Below are 22,575 nucleotides of genomic sequence, written 5' to 3' on the forward strand. Positions count from 1 at the left end.
TCGATACGCAAGCGCGCGTGCGGGTGAGCATTCGGGTGGAGGTGACGCCCAGCGGTTTTCGAAAAACTTTCCGACGAACGGTTTTTCCAATCAATACAATCATTTGAAATGTATTTTCGGCCTGGCGGCGCTTCGAGCGCGGCGGACGCTATTGCCATGGCGCATCGTTGGTGCAAGCATTCAGCGTAACTTAATAGTCAGCCGATGCTGGCGAGTGGAACATGCAGGAAGCAAGTTCAACCGATGTCTCCGTTTCGATGCCGCCAGAGGGGCCGCCTGCGGATCTCGCTTTACGCGGGCTGGTATTGCTGGCGCAGTTTCATGGCATCGCCGCCGACGAGCGGCAACTGGCGCACGATTTCGGCCGCGATGGTGAGCCATTCGATGAAACCACCCTCCTACTCGCGGCCAAACAGCTTGGGCTGAAGGCCAGATTCCACGCCCATCCCGCCGCCCGGATAGGCAGCGCTAATCTGCCGGCGCTGGCATGGGGGGCCGGGGGGGCGGCGCCGTTCGTGGTGGCGAAGGTCTCGCCCGATGGCAGCCAGATACTCGTCCACGACCTGGCGGAACGCCGCCCCCGGGCATTGACGCGGGACGAATTCGAACTTCGCTACGCCGGCCGGCTGCTGCAAGTGGCTTCGCGCGCCTCGATACTGGGCGAACTGGCCCGGTTCGATTTCACCTGGTTCATCCCGGCGGTCATCAAATACCGCAAGCTGCTGGGCGAGGTCTTCGTCGTCTCGCTGTTCATCCAGCTCTTCGCGCTGGTGACGCCGCTCTTCTACCAAGTGGTGATGGACAAGGTGCTGGTGCACCACGCGATGACCACCCTGCACGTCATCGCCGTCGGCCTCATCACCATGGCGGTGTTCGACGTGGTGATGAGCGGGCTTCGCACCTACGTCTTCGCGCACACCACCAGCAAGATCGATGTCGAACTTGGCGCGCGATTGTTCCGGCACGTGCTCAATCTGCCCCTGGCCTATTTCGAATCGCGGAGGGTGGGCGACACCCTCGCCCGGGTGCGGGAGTTGGAGAACATTCGCCAGTTCCTGACCGGACAGGCGCTGACTTCGGTGCTGGATCTGCTGTTCACCGCGGTCTTCCTCGCGGTGATGTTCTGGTACAGCGGCTGGCTGACGTTGATCGTGGTGCTGTCGCTGCCCATCTATGCGCTGATCTCGGGCTTCGTCACTCCGGTCCTGCGCAGGCGGTTGGACGAGAAGTTCGCCCGGGGTGCCGACAATCAGGCGTTCCTGGTCGAAACCGTCAGCGGCATTGGCACGGTCAAGGCGATGGCGGTCAGCCCGCGCATGACCCGCACCTGGGATAACCAGCTCGCGGGCTATGTGGGCGCCAGTTTCAACGTCACCAAAATCGCCACGTTGGGGCAACAGGGCGTGCAATTGACCCAGAAACTGGTCGGCGTCGCCATTCTCTATTACGGCGCCAGGCTGGTGATCGAGAACAAGCTGACGCTCGGCCAGTTGATCGCCTTCAACATGCTCGCCGGGCAAGTCGCCGCGCCGATCATCCGGCTGGCGCAGCTCTGGCAGGATTTTCAGCAGGTGGGGATTTCCGTCGAACGCCTGGGCGACATCCTCAATACCAAGACCGAAATACCCGGCAGCCGCCTGGCGCTGCCGCCGATCCAGGGGCGGGTGACGTTCGAGCGGATCACTTTCCGTTATCGGCCGGATGCGCCGGAAGTGCTGCGCAACGTGAATCTGGACATCCAGCCGGGTGAGGTCATCGGCATCGTCGGGCGCTCGGGCTCGGGTAAAAGCACGCTGACCAAACTGGTGCAACGGCTTTACACCCCCGAACGCGGCCGGGTGCTGGTGGATGGCCACGATCTGGCCCTGGCCGACCCCGCCTGGCTGCGCCGCCAGCTTGGCGTGGTGCTACAGGAGAATTTCCTGTTCAACAAATCGGTGCGCGAGAACATCGCGCTGGCCGAGCCGGGCATGCCGATCGAGCGGGTGATCCGCGCGGCGGAACTGGCCGGCGCCCACGAGTTCATCATGGCGCTTCCGGAGGGCTACGACACCCGGGTGGGCGAGCATGGCGCCGGCCTGTCCGGTGGGCAGCGCCAGCGCGTGGCGATCGCCCGCGCATTGATCAGCGACCCGCGCGTCCTGATATTCGACGAAGCCACCAGCGCGCTCGATTACGAATCTGAACACGCCGTGATGTCCAACATGCGGGCCATCTGCAAAGGCCGCACCGTGCTGATCATCGCCCACCGGCTTTCCACCGTTCGCCACGCCCACCGCATCGTGGTGGTGGAGAAAGGCGAGATTGTCGAAGCCGGCAACCATGACACACTCGTCGGCATGCCCGGCGGCTATTACGCCCACCTGTACCGGCTACAGCAAGGCGGGGGCGCGTCATGAAGCACATACTGCAAGGCGCCGGGGATTTTCTCAAACGGTATACGACGATCTTCCGCGCGGTATGGGCCGACCGGAAAAGCATGGAAAGCCCGGACAGGACGCGGGATGAAATCGCCTTCCTGCCCGCGCATCTCGAATTGACCGAAACCCCGGTTTCGCCCGCCTCGCGCTGGACGATGCGGCTCATCGTCGCCCTTTTCTGCGCCGCCCTGTTGTGGGCCTGTATCGGCAAGGTGGATATCGTGGCCGTGGCGCCGGGCAAGGTCGTGCCGAGTGGCCGGACCAAGGTGATCCAATCGGCGGAAACCGCTGTGGTCAAGCGCATCTTGGTCGAAGACGGCCAGGAAGTAAAAGCCGGACAGCTACTGGTCGAACTGGATGCGACGGGCGCCCAGGCCGACGTCAGCAAGGCCAGTGACGCGCTCGTCAATGCCCGGCTGGCGCGATTGCGCCTGCGGGCCATCGCCCAATCGTTGAAAACCGGCACGCCCCCGCAACTGCAAGCCGATGAAAGCGTTTCCAAGGAACGCTGGCAAGCCGAGCAAGCGCTGGCCATCAGCGAATACGCCGCCTTCAGACAAAAGCAGGAAAGCCTGCAAGCCACCATTGCCCAGCGCCGGGCGGAGATCGCCACCATCCAGTCCACGCTCGGACCAATGGCGGAAACCGCGCGCATCGCAAAAACCCGCGAAACCGATTACGCCCGATTGATCGAAGGCAATTACGTCGGCCGGCACGATTATCTGCTGAGGCAGCAGGAACGCATCGCTGCCGAACAGAACCTCGCCAGCCAGCGGAGCCGTTTACAGGAAGCCAGATCGGCCCTCAATGGCGCGCGGGAACAATGGGATGTATTGGCAGCGGAGTTCAAGGAGCAGCGGCTGGTGCAGTTGCGCCAAGCCAGCGAACAGATACAGCAGTACGCGCCGGAAGTGGAAAGAAGCACCCAGCGCGACAAACAACTGGCATTGCGCGCGCCCGTGGATGGCACCGTGCAGCAGTTGGCGATTCATACCGTGGGCGGCGTGGTGACCCCCGCGCAAGCCCTGATGGCGGTGGTGCCGAAGGACGACACGGTGGAAGTGGAGGCCACCATCCTCAACAAGGACATTGGATTCATAAAGCCCGGCCAGACCGCCACGATCAAGGTGGAGAGCTTTCCTTACACCCGCTATGGCTATCTGACGGGTGAAGTGGTCAACGTCTCGCATGACGCCGCGCAGGACGAACGCTTGGGGCTGGTATTTCCGGCAAGGGTGCGGATAGCAAAAAACGGACTGAATATCGAAGGCGTGCCGGTGAAAGTGACCCCGGGCATGGGGTTGAGCGTGGAGATCAAGACAGGGGGACGAAGGCTCATCAGTTATCTGTTGAGTCCGCTACAGAGAATGGGAAACGAGGCGGGGAGGGAAAGGTAGTGAAATTATTCAATGGATTGCGTGGGTCGGATATCGTCGTTGGGATCGGTAGTGGATTTTTTAAACCGTTCCCAAGGCTGTTCGGTTTGCCTTTTGTTTCTGTTTTGGCGTTGGCTCATTTATCCGCGCTATTGAATAGAAACCTTGTCGATTTGGGTTGTCGTTTAATTTTGCCTTCCGAAAGACGTCCGGGGCTGTGTTCAGCCTGTTCGATTGCGAATGACCTTTCTTTCGCTGGATACGAAAAAAGTTTATTCGTGGCATAGAGTTCGGTAGTGCTCGTCGTTGGCCTCCTGCTGACTGCGTGTGCAGTTAATGCCTGGAAAACCATGGCTATGGAAGCGGCATTGCAGCGCTATCGAAAATCTTCTCACTGGGGGTGGAGAAAATGATCAGAAAAATGAAATTTTTGAAGGCAAGGAACTTTGCGCCGCTCGCTGCAATCACTGCATTTTTGCCTGCGTTGTCTCTGACGGCCTATCAGCTCGAATGGGTCGACAGAGGGTCCCTTGAGGCCATGGTGCGTCTGGTTGCGGTCGTTATTCCGCTGGACCAAATGGTCAGCTCGTCGAATATTCGCCGTCAGTCTGCTGTTTACTACGCATTCGCATTCCCACAAATTCCCGTATTCATGGTTTATGTGATTGGAGAAATTAAGAATTCGAATTGGTTCAGGACACCTTATACGAAAAAACAAAAATTCTGGGCGCCAATCGTTGCTTGCTTGGCATTCGCTTTCGCAGTGCTTGGGCTTGTGAGTTTCGAAGGCCGAAGCACTAGATATTTTGCAATAGGGGACAAGTGGGGTGTGCTCGCATGTTTCGGTTGAACGCCGTACATGGCATTTTCTCTGCTTGTCGGATCGGCAGTATCCTTAATTAAGAAATTATTTATATTCAATTCCAAGAGGGGCTAGGTATGGCAATGCCAATTAATCCATGTTTTCGAAAATTCATGCGTAATGGTACGAACTTTATATTTAACTAAGGAGATTGGTGGTGAGCGAAAACTACAAAATCATAGTTGGAACGCTTCCTATTCTTGGTGGAATTGCAGGGCGCAATTATGTTGCGGTTATAGGTCCGGTTGGCTGCCCGGGGGAGGCGCTTATGCCGACTGGTTTATAGGAGCGTGGTGATGAATAACTCGAATGAAAATTTGCATGATTCAAGCAATGGGTGGGCAATGTCCAGATTGAGCATCCGTTTGGTCTGCTCTCTGTCAAGCGCATTGGGAAGAAAGCTGGGAAAAGGGAAATGTTTCCTTGCGGCATTTCTATTTATTTTTATCCTTGGGTGCAAGGATGAAAGTCCTTCGAAAAAGGTTGAAAGTAGTCCAATGGGGGTGGTCGTTTCAATAGTGGAATCGTCGCCTGAGCACGATGTAAGAATTGGCAATCTTTATGCTCATTATGAAAACATGTCCAAGGGCTGTACTTCGGGAGGGTATGTATATGGAGCGATCAGTTACCCGCGCAAGGTGTTGAATCTTGGATTTAGTAAAAGATATGTCGTTCAGTCTGTCCTGGATGTTGAGGCCAAATGTCCATTGGAAATTGCTGGTTTTGCTGTGGATGTATATAGGGGGGATGAGGTGGTGCAAGGAGGTGTCTCTATCAATAGTCCAAACAATAATGGCGTTTTTCTTATTGACTGTAATTTGGGGCCGATGCCACCAGGGGCTTGTAGTATTGCTCGTAAAGATGGAAGCATGCCTCCCGGAGGGGAAAAGGTATTTGGTTGGTTTTCCCGGGTTCGTATTGAAATTGTTCCTGTATAGCAAATTTAGGGGGGGTTATTTATTGAATCCGCCATATTGAATAAAGGGCGGTCAATGTTTCAAGGCATGCAGTGCCAGTGTTATTGCCCGGTATTGGTGATTCAAATCAGCCTGTGTAAGGCGGTAAATTAATTGAATATTGAAGTTGTATGGGAAAATTTACGCTAAGAATGGGGTTTTGTGCGTAAGTAAAAATAGAGCGGAAGAAAATCTCGGGTTGTATATCAATTCCGTCTCATGGGTTTATGGGAGAGCCTGCAAGTGAAAGATAGTTGGTTGGGTTTTATAAAGATATTGCTTTTTTTGGCGTCAGCAGGGGTGGGGTTTTTAACTTTTAAATTAATTGGGCTTGATTTGAATAAGGGTCAGCTCTTGTCGGTAATGCTTTTTTTGAATTCCCCCATTGTAATTTTTTACTTTTTTCTTATCAGGCCGAAGAGTAATGAAAAAATATCGGGAAACAAAAAAAATGCCGCTGCAATTGGCTTTGGAAACATAATTTTATTATTGCTATTTTCAATTTTATTGACAATAAGATTCAATCCCGTAGAGAGCAATGATTTGGTTATAGGAAGTGCCGTAATGTTAATGGTGCTGGGAGCGGTTGTGGAAGTAATCGTCAACTACTACTTGAGGATTAAGTGATGAAGGGTTCCGAGTATGCAGTCAAATACGGTGGCTGGGTTTTTTGGTTGGCAGGGAAAAAGAAGGATCTACAGGCTGCGGTCGATTTGTACGAGGCAACTGGCAGTCAAGATGCTGCTATCTCGGTGGCAACAGAAATTGCGGAGATTGCTGCGGGTGTATCAGTGGGCTATGTGCTGGAAAGGTCTTTTAAGGGGATAAATAAGACTGGATTGGATCGGGTGTTTGACAGTATCCGCAAAAAAATGGGTCACAATGAATATATAAAGAAGCAGGATTTCTTTAAAAGCGTTGCCAATTACTCGGGTGGAGAGTTGTCAGACCTGTTCATTGAGTGGGCTAGGGATTATGTTAAACGTCAAAGACTCCTCGACCCTGCCTTTGATATGCTTGGGAAGTTAAATAAATTGGGAGAGTTTTTGGGCGGTGAAACATACGACTTGCTGCATCCTGAAGGCGCTATTAATAATAATTTTAATAAGTCAAAAAATTGGCAGAGACGTTATGATCCTTTGTCATTCGATTTGGATGGGAATGGGATTGAAACTGTTGGTGCGAGTTGGAGGGTGCTGTTTGATCACAATGAGGATGGGGTTCGTACGGCAACTAGTTGGCTTAAACTCGACGACGGTCTCCTCGTCATCGATAAAAACGGCAATGGCCTGATCGACGACGGCACCGAACTGTTCGGTGACGGCAATCCGGATTCCAAGCGCGATCTCAATGATCCGGCTGAGCTTTCCGCTGGCATCATCGCGCTACGTAAATACGATTGGAACAAAGATGGCAGGTTCGATGCCAACGATGCCTCGTTTGCAGACGTCAAAGTCTGGCGCGATTTGAATCAGGATGGCATCTCCCAGGCTAACGAGCTGTTCTCGCTCACCGATGTAGGTATCCAGTCCATCAACCTCACGCCCACCTCCACGACCAATGTCGATGTGGGCAATGGCAATGTGGCCGATTCCACCGGGCGGTTCACCCGCACCGATGGCAGCGACGGTAATTTTTACGACCTGCTCCTGGCGAGCAACTCCTTTTACCGCGAATTCAAGGATGCAATCGCTTTAACGGAAAAAGCCAAGACCATAAATCTTATCTGAAGGAAAGTACAACGAATTGGCTGCCCGGGGGAGGCGCTTATGCCGACTGGTTTATAGGAGTGTAGTAATGAATAACTCGAATGAAAATTTGCATGATTCAAGCAATGGCTGGGCAATGTCCAGATTGAGCATCCGTTTGGTCTGTTCTCTGTCAAGCGCATTGGGAAGAAAGCTGGGCAAGGGGAAATGTTTCCTTGCGGCATTTCTATTTATTTTTATGCTCGGGTGCAAGGATGCAAGTCCTTCGAAAAAGGTTGAAAGTAGTCCAATGGGGGTGGTCGTTTCAATAGTGGAGTCGTCGCCTGAGCACGATGTAAGAATTGGCAATCTTTATGCTGATTATCAAAATATGTCCAAGGGATGTACTTCGGGAGGGTATGTATATGGGGCGATCAGTTACCCGCGCAAGGTGTTGAATCTTGGGTTTAGTAAAAGATATGTCGTTCAGTCTGTCCTGGATGTTGAGGCTAAATGTCCATTGAGAATTGCTGGTTTTGCTGTGGATGTATATAGGGGGGATGAGGTGGTGGAAGGAGGCATCTCTATCAACAGTCCAAACAATGATGGCGTTTTTCTTATTGACTGTAATTTGGGGCCGATGCCACCAGGGGCTTGTAGTATTGCTCGTAAAGATGGAAGCATGCCTCCTGGAGGGGAAAACGTATTCGGTTGGTTTTCCCGGGTTCGTATTGAAGTTAAGTCTATACAATCAACTAAGGAGTAATTTATGTCTGATACTACTATGCCTGATACCGCAACGTATGCTTATGCGAGTAGTCTTGCATACTATTCGGGCGCCGATATGGTGCCTGGTAAAACTTGGAAATCTGAGGGAGGGCAATCGCTCACAGTGGTCAAAACTTGGAATACGGCAAGTGGTTATAAGGGTGTTGTATTTATAGACAACAATAGTAAAAATGTGATTGTTGCAAATGCTGGGACTGAGCCGGTTCCTAAAATTGGCAATGGGCCACAAGATTTGCTTGCCGATATTTCAATGGCCTTGGGAGGGGTGTCCGCTCAAGCGCCTGATGCATTTCGTGCTTACGAATGGGCGGCAAAGTTTGCTAGGGATAATAATTATGAAAATCCTCGTGTCACCGGACACTCGTTAGGAGGTGGGCTGTCGCAACTGCAAGGGGCTAAATATAATGCTGCTGGGCAGACCTTCAATCCCTACGGCGCATCGAATCAGGCTGATGCTTTGGGTCTTGACAAGAGTTATGCCAGTAAGCATATAGTCAATCACCGTACCGAATTGGATCCTGTGTCTGGGGTTTCATATGGAAAGCAGATTGGGGTAAACAGGAACTATACTCTGAAGCCAACTAGTCCCTTGAATCCAAACAGATCTCTTATGGATTTAATAAAATCACATGGCATGGGGAATTTTTGGGATGAAGATGCCGAAAGAGAAACGGGAATTAGAAATAATGAAGTCCCAACTTGGGATCAGAGGGTAAAGGCCGCGGAAAAGTTTTTTCAGGATGTATGGGATTGGCTGGGAGAGAGAGGGAAGGATTGGTATGAAAACGATGAGGCGCAGCGGAAGGCAATTTATGAACTTTTTCGCGGATCCTCGAAATGGACTGTGCGGTATGACCCCTTGGTGGTTGATCTTGATGGTGATGGGGTTGATGGAATAGCTGCAAACGGCTCAATCCTCTTCGATCACAACAGCGATAAAGTCGCCACCGGCACTGGTTGGATATCTCCCGACGACGGCCTTCTCGTCATCGATAAAAACGGCAATGGCCTGATCGACGACGGCACCGAACTGTTCGGTGACGGCAATCCGGATTCCAAGCGCGATCTCAATGATCCGGCTGAGCTTTCCGCTGGCATCATCGCGCTACGTAAATACGATTGGAACAAAGATGGCAGGTTCGATGCCAACGATGCTTCGTTTGCAGATGTCAAAGTCTGGCGCGATTTGAATCAGGATGGTATCTCCCAGGCTAACGAGCTGTTCTCGCTCACCGATGTGGGTATCCAGTCCATCAACCTCACGCCCACCTCCACGACCAATGTCGATGTGGGCAACGGCAATGTGGCCGATTCCACCGGGCGGTTCACCCGCACCGATGGCAGCGACGGTAATTTTTACGACCTGCTCCTGGCGAACAACTCCTTTTACCGCGAATTCAAGGATGCAATTGTTTTAACGGAAAAAGCCAAGACCATTGCCGACATGAAAGGCTCCGGCATGGTGCGCGACCTGCGCGAGGCGGCTTCGATCGATGATTCCCTGGCGGATGCCATCGCCGCTCTCGCTCCTGGCATGTCCCGTGACGAGATGGTCTCGCGCATGGATGCGATTCTGTTGCAATGGGCGAACACCTCGACGATGAAGGATACGCGCACCCGCATGGCCGAGTCAGGCGGTATCAACGGCACTTTCCAGGTTTTTAAGTCGGGGGATGGCGGTGAGGATCTGACGCAGATCGTGTCGATTCTCGAGCGCTTCAATGGCAGCGCCTTTTTCGGCCAGGGCGCCGATGGCAGGCTGACGGTTGGCAATGTCAGTTACGAATCGAGCCAGGCGACAGTGGAGGGCGTCGTCACGCGTAGTTTCAACATCAACCTGGAGCCTGGCTCCGCCGATCTGCTGAAGCAAAGCTACGAGGCGTTGAAAAACTCGGCCTATGCCGCGCTCGTGCTGCAAACCCGGCTCAAGGATTACATGCAGGATTTCGAGCTGAATCTGGATGCTGGCGAGTTCAAGGTGGACATCGGCAAGGCACTGACCCGTTTAAAAGGCAGCTATACCGCCAATCAGAGACATGCGCTGGAAAATGCCGCCGACCTGCTCCGCTACGCCGGTGGTTTCATGGGAGAGGCCGGTCTGCGAATGTTGGCGCAGGTGGAAACCTGGAGCAATGCGCTTTCGAGCACCGATGAAGGTAAAGCGGTACTCGAAGCGGCCGGATTTACCTTGGCCAACGGCCACTTCTCGCTGGCCAACCAGGGGGAGATGGCGCTTGGCGGCATGGGTGACGACAGTATCTATGGCCGGGCGGGGGGCGATATCGTTATTTCCGGCGCCGGTAATGATCATGTCAATTCCGGCGCTGGCCGGGACATTGTTGGCGCGGGCCAGGGTGACGACATCGTATATGCCGGGGCAGGCAATGATCTGGTGGATGGCGGCGATGGCAATGACACGCTCAACGGCGAGGGCGGTAATGATGTCTTGCTTGGCGGCGCCGGCGATGACCGTCTGATTGGCGGCGCGGGCCATGACGTTCTGCGCGGTGGCGACGGAAACGACAGCTTGGTGGGAGGCGATGGCAATGACCGGCTGCACGGCGGCGCGGGCGATGACATTCTCGAAGGGGGAGTGGGCAACGATACCTATCTGTTTGGGCGCGGCGACGGGCAGGACCTGGTTCGAGTGACCCGCGATGCCGCGAGCGACAAGCAAAACGTCCTGGTGCTGGGGGCTGGAATCACCGCCGCCGATATCGAGCTGAAGCGTGTTTACGATACCGACCTGGGCGGCGATGGCGCTTTGCAGATCATCGTCAAAAATCCGGACGGGGAAGCCGACACCCTCACTTTCAACGGCTTCTTGTACGATGACGACCCGGCCAATGCCTATAACAGCCTGCAATTCGTACAGTTCGCCGATGGCACGCTTTGGACCGTGAACGACATCACCGCCCGGTTGTTTGCGGTGGTCGATGGCAGTATTCGCGGCACTGTCGGCAATGATGTGCTGCACGGCACCGAGGCCGACAACAAGCTACAGGGCCTGGCGGGCGACGATACCTTGCAGGGCGAAGCCGGAAACGACGAGCTTTATGGCGGCGCCGGTAATGACACACTGCTGGGGGGCGCCGGGGACGATTCCCTGGATGGCGGCACAGGTAATGACGTATTGGAAGGCGGTGCCGGCAACGATCGTCTGAATGGCGGAGCGGGCAATAATGTTTACCGGTTTGGGCTGGGCGATGGGCAGGATGAAATCGCCAGTGTGTTCGACGATTCCACGGGCAAGTCCAGCACCTTGCAGTTCAAGACGGGCATCGCTGTTGCCGATGTCGATGTCAGTCAGGTTGTGGGGAATTGGGGTAGTAAGGATTTGCTGCTTCGGGTGGGGCAATCGGGCGACCAGGTGCTGGTCAAGGGCTTTTTCGACCAGGACGACCCGCACGGGGCCAATAATCCACTGCAACAGGTGAGTTTCGCCGATGGCACGGTCTGGACGGTGGCCGACCTGCTGACCCGGGTTCATGCGGGCACCGAGGCCGATGACAGCCTCAGCGGTACCGTGGCGGACGATGCCATCAAGGGTGGGTTGGGCAATGACCAGCTTTATGGTCGCGCGGGCAACGATACCTTGAATGGCGGTGATGGCGATGACGCCTTGTATGGTGAGGCGGGTGAAGATGCGCTGCTGGGCGGCGCGGGTGACGACATGCTGTTCGGGGGCGATAACAACGACACGCTCGACGGCGGCAGCGGCAATGACCGCCTGAATGGCGGCCAGGGTAATAATCGCTACCTGTTCGGCATCGGCGATGGTCGGGACGTGATCGTTTCCGAGCTTGATGATACGGCCGACAAGGCCAATACGCTGGTGTTCAAGGCCGGTGTGGGGGTGGGCGATGTCGTCCTGCGGCAGGTGCATGGCGCATTCGGCAGCAGCGATCTCGAAGTGTCGATCGCCGGTACGCAAGACAAGATCACCATCCAGCAATTCATCTTCAACGATACCGTCGGACATGCATCCAACCCGGTCCAGCGCTTCGAATTCGCGGATGGCACGATCTGGACGCTCGAACAAATCCAGGCCCGACTGTTTGCCGGTACCGCGTTGGACGATGTATTGCGAGGTACTTCGGGAGCCGACACGATCCACGGCGCCGCCGGTAACGACCGGGTTTCCGGTGGCGCTGGGGGGGACGTCATCAATGGTGGCGATGGCGATGACTGGCTGGATGGCCAGCAGGACGATGACGTGATGTCCGGTGGCGCCGGCAATGATTACCTCAAAGGGTGCGATGGCGACGACGTCCTCGATGGCGGCACCGGTAACGACCGCCTGGTGGGCAATGCGGGGCGCAATATCTTCCGGTTTGGTCGGGGTGATGGCCAGGATACGATCCTCGACAACTCCGACCAGGGTATTGGCAGTTTCAATACGTTGGAAATGAAATCCGGCATTACGCCGGGCGATATTACCCTCTTGCAAGTTGCGGATATTGCGGGCGGGCCGCGTACCGATCTGCGTATCGGCATTGTCGGCGGCAGCGATTTCATCACCATCCAGAACTTCTTCAAGGATAACGACCCGGCCAACGTGCTCAACCCGTTGCAACAGGTGCGTTTTGCCGATGGTACGCTATGGTCGGTTCAAGATCTGATGGGCCGGTTGTTCGCCGGCACCGTAGGCGATGACCTGATTGAAGGCACGCGCGCCGACGATGTCATCCGTGGCGGCGCGGGTAACGATACCTTGATTGGAATGGCGGGTGACGACACCTTGCATGGCGGCGCGGGTGACGACACTTACCGGGTGGATGAAGTCGGCGACGTGATCGTTGAATTGGCCGGCGAGGGCGTTGACACGATTGAAAGCAGCGTCAGCTATACCCTGCCCGAGCATGTGGAAGTGCTGAAGCTCGTGGGGGAAAGCGAGATCAATGCCACGGGTAATGCCGCCGACAATACGTTGATCGGTAATGTCGCGCGTAACACCCTCAGCGGCGGCGCCGGTAATGACGTTCTGGATGGCGGCGGTGGCACCGACACTCTGGTCGGTGGAAGCGGTGACGACATCTACCTTGTCGATAGCACTGACGACGTGATCGTCGAGCAATCCGGCGAAGGTTACGACACCGTGCGCGCCACGTCCGACTACACGCTGTCGGATCACATCGAGAAACTGGTGCTGGAAGGCGTGGCGCAGTCCGGTACGGGCAACGCGCTGGACAACGAAATGGTCGGCAACGATACCGACAACCGGCTCGATGGCGGTGCCGGCGCCGATACGATGCGCGGCGGCCAGGGTAACGACACCTACGTGGTGGATAATGTCGGTGACATTATCGTCGAGGCCGCGGATGGCGGCTGGGACATGGTCGAAAGCGGCATCGATTACACCCTGGGCGATACCTTGGAAGCTCTGCGGCTCACCGGTACCGCCAATCTCGGCGGCACCGGCAACGCGGGCGACAATGAACTCATCGGCAATGCCGGCAACAACCGTCTCGATGGCATGGCCGGCGCGGATGTCATGGCCGGTGGCGCGGGCGATGATTATTACATCGTCGATCAGCTTGGCGATCGGGTGGAGGAAACCGCCAACGAAGGTATCGATACCATCGAGCGCCGCTTCGAGACCAATTACATCCTCAGCGATCACGTCGAAAACCTGATTCTCGCGGCCGGGGTCAAGACCGGCTTCGGCAACGAGTTGGATAACGTCGTCACCGGCAACGATGGCGACAATACCCTGGGCGGACTGGCCGGGGACGACATCCTGTACGGCGGGTTGGGCAATGACGCGCTGTTCGGCGATGCCGGTGCCGACAGCCTCCATGGTGGGGACGGTAACGATTACCTGGATGGCGGCAGCGGCGTCGACCGCCTGGAAGGCGGGGCGGGCAACGATACTTACATCGTGGATGACACCGGCGACGTGGTGGTCGAAGCCGTCGGCGGCGGTACCGACGCCGTGCAGGCTTCGGCCTCGTACACGCTCTCGGCCAATATCGAGAATCTTTTCCTGACGGGCAATGCCGCGATCGACGGCACGGGTAACGACCTCGACAACTACATGGCCGGCAATGGCGCCGACAACGTCCTCAATGGCGGCGCCGGCAACGACACGCTGGTGGCGGGCGCTGGCAACGACCGCGTCATCGGCGGGGCGGGTGACGATAAATACATCTTCGATGTCGATTCCGGCTACAACGTGGTGGACAACACCGGAGGCGGCAGCGATGGCGTCTTCTTCATCAACGGCGTGACGCGCGAGCGGTTGTCGTTCGAGCGCGATGGAAATGACCTGTTGATCAAGATCGACACCTCGGCCACGCCCGCCGTGCGCGTCACCAATCATTTCCTGGGCGGCGATTACGCCATCGATTATGTCCAGCCCGATGGCGGCTACATGCTGACCGCCACGCAGATCAACCAGTTGGTGGCGGGTGGCGGCGTGCCGGGCTTCGATCAGTTGATCGAGGGAACCGCGGCTGGTGAGCAACTGGCTGGCGATGCCGGCAAGGACATGATCCGTGGCCTGGACGGCGACGACAGCCTCTTTGGCATGGCGGGCGATGACACCCTGCTGGGCGGAGAAGGCAACGACTACCTCTCCGGGGGCAATGGCGGCGGTGCCGGGTCGGGCAACGATCGCCTCGAAGGCGGCACCGGCAACGACACGCTGGTCGGCGAGGATGGCAACGACATGCTCATCGGCGGCGCGGGCGATGACAAGTACATCTACAAATCCGGCCAGGACGTCATCGACAACAGTGGCGGCGGCAACGATGGGCTGTTCTTCCAGGACGGCATCACCGAGGCCCAACTCGCCTTCTCCCGCACGGGCGACGATCTGCTGATCACCGTCAATGGCAATGCCGCGAACACGGTGCGGGTCAATAATCACTTCCTGGGGGGTGATTACGCGCTGGACTATTTGCAGCCGGCGAGCGGGACCATGCTGAGCACGGCCCAGATCAATGCCAAGGTGGGCGGTGGCGACACCGCGCCGCCATCTCCCGGCGGCGGTGGCGGTGACGCGCCATCGCAAGGTAACGATGCCGATTATCCGGGCAAGAGAACGGGGACGGCGGCGGGCGAACAGATCGCCGGTACCTCGGGCCGCGACCTGATCAGCGGCCTCGCGGGCAACGACCAGTTGTTCGGCATGGGCGGCGATGACAAGCTCGTCGGCGGCGAAGGCGATGACTACCTGTCCGGCGGCAATGGCAGTTATACCGGCTCGGGCAACGACATCCTGGTGGGGGGCGAGGGCAACGATACCTTGGTGGGTGAAGATGGCAACGACACCTTGTTCGGCGGGGCCGGCGATGACAAATACGTCTTCGGTGGCGGCTCGGACGTCATCGACAACAGTGGCGGTGGAACCGATTGGCTGCTGTTCAATGCGGGCAACAAGCGCATCAATCGCTCGCGCCTGAGCTTCCACCGCGATGGTGATGACCTGATCGTGCGGGTGGATGGCAACGCCAACGAACAAGTGCGCGTGTACAAGCACTTCGATGCCAGTGGCGCTTACGCCATTGATTACATCCAGCCCGGGGACGGTTACGGCATCCCGGCCTCCAGCCTCCCCGCCTTGCTGACGCCATTGCCGGGCGCCGGCGCCGCTTCGGCACGGACGGCGAGCATTGGCGGCCTGATCGATGCGCGACCATACGACATGAGCGATGCCGCTGCTGGAAACGGCGAGCGCCGGGATTTCCTGGATGACGTTCGGGACGATCCCGGCCTACCCGGACAGACGTGGGCCGCCTTGCCCAATGCTCGCGCTGGGCAATCGGGGGAACTGCAACTGCTGGTCGATGCCATGGCCAGCCATGGTCAGGCCGCGCAGAGCGGCCCATCGATGCTGGAGCCGGACACGATGCGGCTGGATGTGTTGGGCCGCCAGCTCCATCCGGACCTTGGCCGTAGCGGCATTGCGGCAATGCAAACGATGTAACCAGTCCGCACCATCGTGGATTCGGAGAGGCCCGGGAAACCGGGCCTCTTCGTCGTGCGCGGCGTTCTTTCCGCTGGTTGCGCGGTGTGGATCGATAGCCCGGATCAAGCATTCCCAAAGGAATAACCAGACGCCTCGGGTTGGGTGACTTCCGGCATGGGCATTTTTTGTGCTGGTGATTTACTGTACCAACACACCAACTTTTACCCCTGGAGATCGCCATGAATGCCATTCCCCATGCCACGACCGGCACCGGCCATGCCCTGTCCGCCGCGCTTCCCTTTTCGGTCAACACGCGCCCACCACGGCGCCGCGAGCGCGATATCGGGGTTGGCTACGGTCGCAGCAGCGGCTACGCAGATGAGCGTCGTGGCTATGCGCCGGCCCGCCCGGCGCCAGTGATGTTCCGCATTCGTTGAGGGCGCTGCGGTTGCGGGTATGCTGGCGCTTCCACCGCCTATGCCACGCCCGCCCCGCATGTTCCGACCCGACATCACGCTCGAACAGCTCAATGACTGGTCCGCCAATACCCTGATGCAACCGCTGGGCATCGTCTTCACCGAAATCGGGCCAGACTACCTGCGGGCGACGATGCCGGTGGATGCGCGTACCCACCAGCCCCATGGCCTGTTGCACGGCGGCGCCTCGGCCGCACTGGCCGAGACGCTTGGCAGCACCGCCGCGGGGATGTGCGTGGAGAAAAACCAGAGTGTGGTCGGCATCGAGATCAATGCCAACCACCTGCGCGGGGTGCGCGAGGGCATGGTCACCGGTACCGCGCGCGCGCTCCATGTCGGCCGGAGCACTCAGGTCTGGGAAATTCGCATCGAGGACGAAGCCGGCCAACTGGTCTGTATCTCGCGCCTCACCCTGGCGGTGATTCGCCGTCGCGGCTGAGCCGCGCGTCCGGCCGGCGTTGTGGCGCAACATCGGGCCGTCACGGTATCGTGGCGTGTCATGTCCGCTTCCGATTCCCTTGCGCGCCGCGTTCTGCGCTACGCCTGGCGGGTGCCGTTCCTGTTCTGGCACCTGCTGGTCGATCTGCCGGTCGTGTTGTTGCTGATCTCGCTGCCCACGCGCGGCATCGTGGTGCGCGGCCTACGGCTGGAATACCGCGCGATCCGCTGGTGGTCGCGTTGGTTGATGCGGGTGTTCGGCATTCGCGTGCGTGGTGTCGGCGACCCACTGGCGGGGCCGACGATGTTCGTCGCCAACCACGTCAGTTGGGTCGATATCGTGGTGCTGCACAGCCAACGCATGATGGGCTTCGTCGCCAAGCGTGAGATCGCCGGCTGGCCCCTGGTGGGCTGGATGGCGACCAAGGCCGAGACCATCTTCCACCAGCGCGGCAGCCAGGAGTCGCTGGGCGACGTACTCGGGGTGATGACCGATCGCCTGCGCGGGGGGCATTCGATTGGCGCCTTCCCCGAGGGCGGCACCCGTGGCGGCCACCAGTTGGGGCCGTTCCATGCCCGTATCTTTACCGCCGCGGTCGAAGCCGGTGTGCCGGTCCAGCCCGTGGCGTTGCGCTACGGCGCGCATGGCGTGGCGCAGACCCGGGTCGCGTTCGGCCCGCGCGAGAATTTCCTGGAGAATTTCCTGCGTATTCTTGGCGACCCGGCGATCGATGCCGATGTGGTGTTCCTGCCGCCAATCCTGCCCGGCATGCCGGAGGCCGAAGGCCGTCGCCGGATTGCCGAGACCGCGCGGGCGCGGATCGCCGCGGTGCTGCCCGGCGCCTGAGCGATGTCGCTGTCGGCCAGCCCGTTCATGCCGCCGCGCAGCTTGCGCAATGCGCATCTGCAATCGGTGATGTCGTCCGGCCCGGCCCGCGCGCGCCAGGCGGCCAGGGCGCTGGCCGATACCGGCGCATGCCACCAGAGCGTGCTGCTCGATGCCGGCGAGGGCGTCCGCCTGCAAGGCATATTCAGCCATGCGCCGGATGCGGCCGCCACGCCGGTGGTGGCGCTGTTGCTGCACGGCTGGGAAGGGAGTGCCGAATCCAACTACGTACGCGCCGCCGCCGCCCACCTGCTGGCCGATGGCCTGGCGGTGTTCCGGCTCAATTTCCGCGATCACGGCGAAACCCACCACCTCAACGAAGCGATTTTCCATTCCGGGCGGATAGACGAAGTGGTCGCCGCCGCGCAGGCGCTGGTGGCGCGTTCGGGCGTCCGCCGGCTGCTGGTCGGCGGCTGGTCGCTGGGCGGCAACTTCGCGCTGCGCCTCGCCCTGCGCGCGCGTCAAGCCGGCCTGCCCTTGGCCGGCGTGGCCGCGGTTTGTCCGGCCATCGATCCGGCCAGGACCATGGATGCGATGGAAGCCGGGATGCCGCTCTATCTGCGTTATTTCGAGCACAAATGGCGGCGCTCGCTGGCGCGCAAGCGCGAACTGTTTCCCCAGGCGCACGATTTCGACGATCGCGTGCTCAAACTGCGGATGCGCCCGCTGACCGCCTATTTCGCCGAGCGGCACACCGATTACGGCTCGCTGGAAGGGTATTTCGATGCCTACAGCGTGGCCGGCGAGCGCCTCGCGGCTTTGCCGATGCCGGTCGACATCCTGATGGCGGCCGACGATCCGGTGGTGCCGGCCGAGGATTTCCATGCCATCGCACGCCTGCCGATGGTGCGGGTGGAACTGGCCAGTCACGGTGGCCATTGCGGTTTTCTGCGCGATTGGCGCATGCATGGCTATGGCGAGGCATGGATGGCCGCGCGTTTTCGCGCCGCTCTCGACGGCGGCTGAACGAAAACGCCGCTAATCTGTGGCCTTCATGCAGCGGAGAGACCGATGAAGATCCACAGCGACAGCTTCCCGCACGGCCAGCCCATTCCGTCCGAATTCGCGCTTGGCGCGCCGGATGGCTTCGGCGGCAACCGCAGCCCGCAACTGGCTTGGCGCGACGTGCCGGAAGGCACCCGGTCGTTCGCCCTGCTCTGCGTCGATACCGACGCCCCGACCGATGCTTCGCTGGCCGGCAAGGCGGGGGTCGAGATTCCGGTCGAACACCCACGCGGCGATTTCGTCCACTGGGTGGTCGCCGACATCCCGGCGGACATGCGCGGGATCGAGGCCGGCGGCAGCTCGGACGGGGTAACGAAAGGCGGCAAGCCGGCGACGGGGATCCTCGGCGGCGCGCGCCAGGGGCTCAACGATTACACCGGCTGGTTCGCCAGCGACGAAGGCGGGATGAAGGGCGAATATTTCGGCTACGACGGCCCGTATCCGCCGCCAAACGACCTGCGTACCCATCGTTACTTCTTCCGCTTGTTCGCACTCGATGTCGAGCGGCTCGAATTACCGGAAAAATTCACCGCCGCCGACGTGCTGCGCGCCATGAACGGGCGCGTACTGGCCGAAACCGCCACCTGGGGCAGCTATCGCCTGCGCGACTGAACCGGGGGAAAGAAGCGGGGCGGGGGGTTCAGACGCCCGGCCGCCGCATCCAACGGCACGGGCCGGTCGCAAAATATCGGCCCGGATATCGCCAGAGTTTCGATTGGAATCGACGGGTGGTCGATCCGCCACGGCAAGGGCTGTCCGCTGGCACTACGGATCGCGAAGCCATGTAATTGTGTACCGCGTTATTCCTCGGCTAGCCTTCGCGCATGTTTGTACGCTCCGCCACCCGCCACCGCTCGATGCGCGCGATTCTGGTCGCGCTGCTGTCATTGGTGATGGTCGTACAGCCCCTGCTGGCGGCGATCGGCGAGTTCCATGAACTGAATTACGATGCGCCGGTGGCGACGCACATGCAGCTTGATCCAGCCGGTGGCGGGCAGCGTTCGCAGTCCGACGAGGTCGGCGCGGGCGGGGCCCAGCATTTGTTGTTGCACTTCGCGCATTGCTGCGGGCACCTGTCCATTGCCCGACTCGCGGAACCCGAGGAAATCCTTTTCCTCCCCATTCCCGGTGAACCGCCCGTACACAACGCGATTCCCGTGATCGAACATGCGCCGTCAAACCTGCTGAGACCGCCGATCAGGGCATGACTCTCCCCGCCCGCTTTTGCGGGTGGGGGAACCGTGTATTTCCTCACTTTCGGAGACTCAACATGCTTGCCCTGTCCAAGAAGCCGCTTCTTGCGGCTGCTTTGGCGGTGGCGTTGACGGCATCGGCCTTGCCCATACGGGCAGACGATGGCGCTGGCGCGACTGCCCCATCTTACGAATCCCTTCTGGCTCGCCTGGATACGCTACCGGCCTCGGTCGAATCCGAAGCGCTGAGCGAGGCCGCCCTCGGCCGCGCCCAGCAGGCGCGGGCCTATCCCAATCCCTCGCTGGCCGTCGAAAGGGCGAATGTCTTCGGCACCGGCCAATACCGTGGCGTGGGCAGCGGGGAAACTACGCTGTCGGTGAATCAACCGCTGGAACTGTGGGGCAAGCGTGGCGCCCGCATCCAGGCGGCGCGGGCGGAAGCCAATGCCGCCGGCCTGCGCAGCGTGCAGATGCGCTGGCTGACCGCCGGCCGGCTGGCCGCCGCCTATGCAGAAGCCGAAGCCGCGCTGCGCCGCTACGAATTGGCGCGAGAAGCACTGCTGCTTACCGAGCAGGACGCCAATGGCGTTGCCGCCTTGGTGCGGGAGGGGCGTGAAGCCCGGCTGCGCGAAGTGCAAGCCCAGGCGGAACTGGAAAGCGCCCGCGCCGCCCTGGACGAGGCGTCCGCGGCACGCGATGCCGCCCTGGCGCAATTGACCGCCCTGGCGATGCTCGAACAGCCGGTCGAGCGACTGTCGTCGAGCCTGCTCGACCGCATGCCGGCCGGCCCGGCGAAAGATGATCAGGCGGAGCCGCTTTCGGTACAGGTGGCCCAGGCCGAGCTCTCCACGGCGGATCGGCTGGTGACGGTCGAGCGGCGTCGCGCGCTGCCGGATGTCAGCGCTAGTGTCGGTGTCCGCAGGTTCAACGAAAACAGTGACCGTGCATTGACCCTGGGGCTGAACTTGAGCATTCCGGTGTTCGACCGGAATACCGGCAACATCCGCGCCGCGTATGCCGAGCGCCGCGCCGCCGAGGCCCGCCTCGCGGCGCGCAAGCAGGAGGCCCGGGCCGAACGGCTTGCCGCGACGGCCGCGCTGAGCGCTTCGACCTCGCGCGCCCGGGCCGCTGACAGCGGAGTGGCGACGGCTACCGAAGCCTATCGGCTTGCGCGCATAGGCTTCGAGGCCGGCCGTATTTCGCAACTTGAGTTGCGCAGCTCGCGTACCGCGCTGGTGAGCGCCCGTGGCGATGCGGTGGATGCGCGCGTGGCGCGCGTCATGGCTGAAATCGAACTTGCCCGTGTCGAAGGGCGTACCCCATTCGGAGATGCACGATGAACAAGAAATTCCTTCCGTACGCCTTGGTGGCCGCTCTGCTGTTGGCGGCGCTGGCCGGATTCGGGTTGGCCCGCCTTGGCGGTAAAGGCGATTCGGCTACTCCGGTGGCTGCCGCGCCGGAAAGCAAGGGCGATGCGGCGAATGCCGGCAAGACGCCCGAGGGCGAGGCAGAGGGCGAAGAAAGCGGCCATGCGCACGAAGAAGGCGAGAAAGACGACGACGAGGGCCTTGTCGAGCTGACCGCCGAACAACGCGCCGCCTCCGGTATCGAGGTGGTGGCCGTTACCTCCGGCGGCGGCGGCGAAACCCGGCTCAGTGGTCGAGTCGAGCCCACGGTCGGCGCGCGTGCGGCCGTCGCCGCGGCGGTCGATGGCCGTGTGGAGCGGGTTGTCGTGGCGCCGGGCATGAATGTCGCGGTCGGTGCGCCCATCGCTTATATCGTCAGTGGCGAGGGCGCATCGCTGCGTGCCGCGGCGGATGCCGCCGCCGCCGAAGCGCAGGTCGCCCGTATGGTGCACCAGCGCGATCGCAGTCTGGTGGGGCAGGGGGTCGTGGCGCGCCAGGAGATGGAAGCATCGCGTGCGCGTTCGCTGGCCGCCGATGCGACTGCGCGCGCCGCCCAGGCGAGATTGGCCGCCACGGGGCGGCCGGATGGGCGTGGCCGCATCGCCATTACCAGTCCGGTGCGCGGGGTGGTCACGGGCGTGCAGGTGACGCCGGGCGGATTCGTGGCGGCCGGTAACGTGGTGGCGAGCGTGTCGGACCCGAGGCAGACCGAGATCGTCTTCAATGCGCCGCCGGCGCTGGCTTCGCGCGTCCAGCCCGGTATGCGCATCGAGGTGACGGGCCCGGATGGTGCCTTCCCGGCGGTGGTAACGGCATCCGCCGCCGATGTCAATGAGCCGACCGGCATGGCGGTCGTGCGTGCGCGCGCGGAGGAAGGCGTGTTGCCGCCGGCGGGCTCGCCGGTCGCCGGCATCCTGGTGACTGGCGATCTGGGCGGCATGTTCTCCGTCCCCACCGACGCGGTGCAGGCGGTGAACGGGAGCACGGTGGTATTCGTCGCCACGGATAAGGGATTCCGCGCAACCCCGGTGCTTGCCGGCCGGCGCGCCGGCAACAGGGTCGAAATCCTGAAGGGGCTGAAGGGTACCGAGCGCGTAGCCGGCACCAACGCATTCCTGCTCAAGGCCGAACTCGCCAAGGGCGAAGCCGAGCACGGGCACTAAGGAGC

The 22,575-nt window shown here is 59.8% G+C and carries 16 protein-coding genes; all 16 read left to right on the forward strand.

The window, feature by feature from the left end; translation table 11 throughout:
- The first annotated feature begins 257 nt into the window (after positions 1–257).
- The 16 genes from EBB59_RS09190 to EBB59_RS09245 all read left to right on the forward strand — a co-directional run bounded on the left by EBB59_RS09190 (position 258) and on the right by EBB59_RS09245 (position 22,570).
- Complete coding sequence (locus EBB59_RS09190) at positions 258–2,399, forward strand: type I secretion system permease/ATPase (RefSeq protein ID WP_211327722.1); 2,142 nt, start codon at positions 258–260, stop codon at positions 2,397–2,399.
- Complete coding sequence (locus EBB59_RS09195) at positions 2,396–3,817, forward strand: HlyD family type I secretion periplasmic adaptor subunit (RefSeq protein WP_122101865.1); 1,422 nt, start codon at positions 2,396–2,398, stop codon at positions 3,815–3,817. The genes EBB59_RS09190 and EBB59_RS09195 overlap by 4 nt, the downstream gene beginning before the upstream one ends.
- Before the next feature lie 400 nt (positions 3,818–4,217).
- On the forward strand, positions 4,218–4,646 hold the full coding sequence (locus tag EBB59_RS13470; RefSeq protein ID WP_147455547.1) for a hypothetical protein: 429 nt from the start codon (positions 4,218–4,220) through the stop codon (positions 4,644–4,646).
- A 308-nt stretch (positions 4,647–4,954) separates the two neighbouring features.
- Positions 4,955–5,596 (forward strand): hypothetical protein, encoded by a 642-nt coding sequence (locus EBB59_RS13475; RefSeq protein WP_147455548.1) that lies wholly within the window; start codon positions 4,955–4,957, stop codon positions 5,594–5,596.
- A gap of 261 nt (positions 5,597–5,857) precedes the next feature.
- The gene (locus EBB59_RS13480) at positions 5,858–6,241 is read left to right on the forward strand and encodes a hypothetical protein (RefSeq protein WP_147455549.1); all 384 of its coding nucleotides are present in this window, start codon (positions 5,858–5,860) and stop codon (positions 6,239–6,241) included.
- Positions 6,241–7,344, forward strand: a complete 1,104-nt coding sequence (locus tag EBB59_RS13485; protein ID WP_147455550.1) for a hypothetical protein — start codon at positions 6,241–6,243, stop codon at positions 7,342–7,344. The genes EBB59_RS13480 and EBB59_RS13485 overlap by 1 nt, the downstream gene beginning before the upstream one ends.
- A gap of 67 nt (positions 7,345–7,411) precedes the next feature.
- On the forward strand, positions 7,412–8,068 hold the full coding sequence (locus EBB59_RS13490) for a hypothetical protein (RefSeq protein ID WP_147455551.1): 657 nt from the start codon (positions 7,412–7,414) through the stop codon (positions 8,066–8,068).
- Between the two features lie 3 nt (positions 8,069–8,071).
- Positions 8,072–16,021: a calcium-binding protein gene (locus EBB59_RS09205; protein ID WP_147455552.1), complete on the forward strand. Its 7,950-nt coding sequence runs from the start codon at positions 8,072–8,074 to the stop codon at positions 16,019–16,021.
- A gap of 221 nt (positions 16,022–16,242) precedes the next feature.
- Positions 16,243–16,440 carry a hypothetical protein gene (locus EBB59_RS09210; protein WP_122101868.1) on the forward strand — a complete coding sequence of 66 codons (198 nt, stop codon included), beginning with the start codon at positions 16,243–16,245 and terminating at the stop codon, positions 16,438–16,440.
- A gap of 58 nt (positions 16,441–16,498) precedes the next feature.
- Positions 16,499–16,918, forward strand: a complete 420-nt coding sequence (locus EBB59_RS09215) for a hotdog fold thioesterase (RefSeq protein WP_245979217.1) — start codon at positions 16,499–16,501, stop codon at positions 16,916–16,918.
- A gap of 60 nt (positions 16,919–16,978) precedes the next feature.
- On the forward strand, positions 16,979–17,764 hold the full coding sequence (locus tag EBB59_RS09220) for a lysophospholipid acyltransferase family protein (protein ID WP_122101870.1): 786 nt from the start codon (positions 16,979–16,981) through the stop codon (positions 17,762–17,764).
- Between the two features lie 9 nt (positions 17,765–17,773).
- Entirely contained in the window at positions 17,774–18,769 is a 996-nt protein-coding gene (locus EBB59_RS09225) for a YheT family hydrolase (RefSeq protein ID WP_122101891.1), read from the forward strand.
- 45 nt (positions 18,770–18,814) lie between these two features.
- Positions 18,815–19,420 (forward strand): YbhB/YbcL family Raf kinase inhibitor-like protein, encoded by a 606-nt coding sequence (locus tag EBB59_RS09230; protein WP_122101871.1) that lies wholly within the window; start codon positions 18,815–18,817, stop codon positions 19,418–19,420.
- A gap of 245 nt (positions 19,421–19,665) precedes the next feature.
- The gene (locus tag EBB59_RS09235) at positions 19,666–20,016 is read left to right on the forward strand and encodes a hypothetical protein (protein ID WP_147455553.1); all 351 of its coding nucleotides are present in this window, start codon (positions 19,666–19,668) and stop codon (positions 20,014–20,016) included.
- A 62-nt stretch (positions 20,017–20,078) separates the two neighbouring features.
- Entirely contained in the window at positions 20,079–21,341 is a 1,263-nt protein-coding gene (locus tag EBB59_RS09240; RefSeq protein WP_122101873.1) for a TolC family protein, read from the forward strand.
- Positions 21,338–22,570 carry an efflux RND transporter periplasmic adaptor subunit gene (locus tag EBB59_RS09245; protein ID WP_122101874.1) on the forward strand — a complete coding sequence of 411 codons (1,233 nt, stop codon included), beginning with the start codon at positions 21,338–21,340 and terminating at the stop codon, positions 22,568–22,570. Before EBB59_RS09240 ends, EBB59_RS09245 begins: the two co-directional genes overlap by 4 nt.
- Positions 22,571–22,575 lie beyond the last annotated feature (5 nt).

It is taken from the genome of Solilutibacter pythonis, from assembly GCF_003697345.1.
Classification (GTDB): domain Bacteria; phylum Pseudomonadota; class Gammaproteobacteria; order Xanthomonadales; family Xanthomonadaceae; genus Solilutibacter; species Solilutibacter pythonis.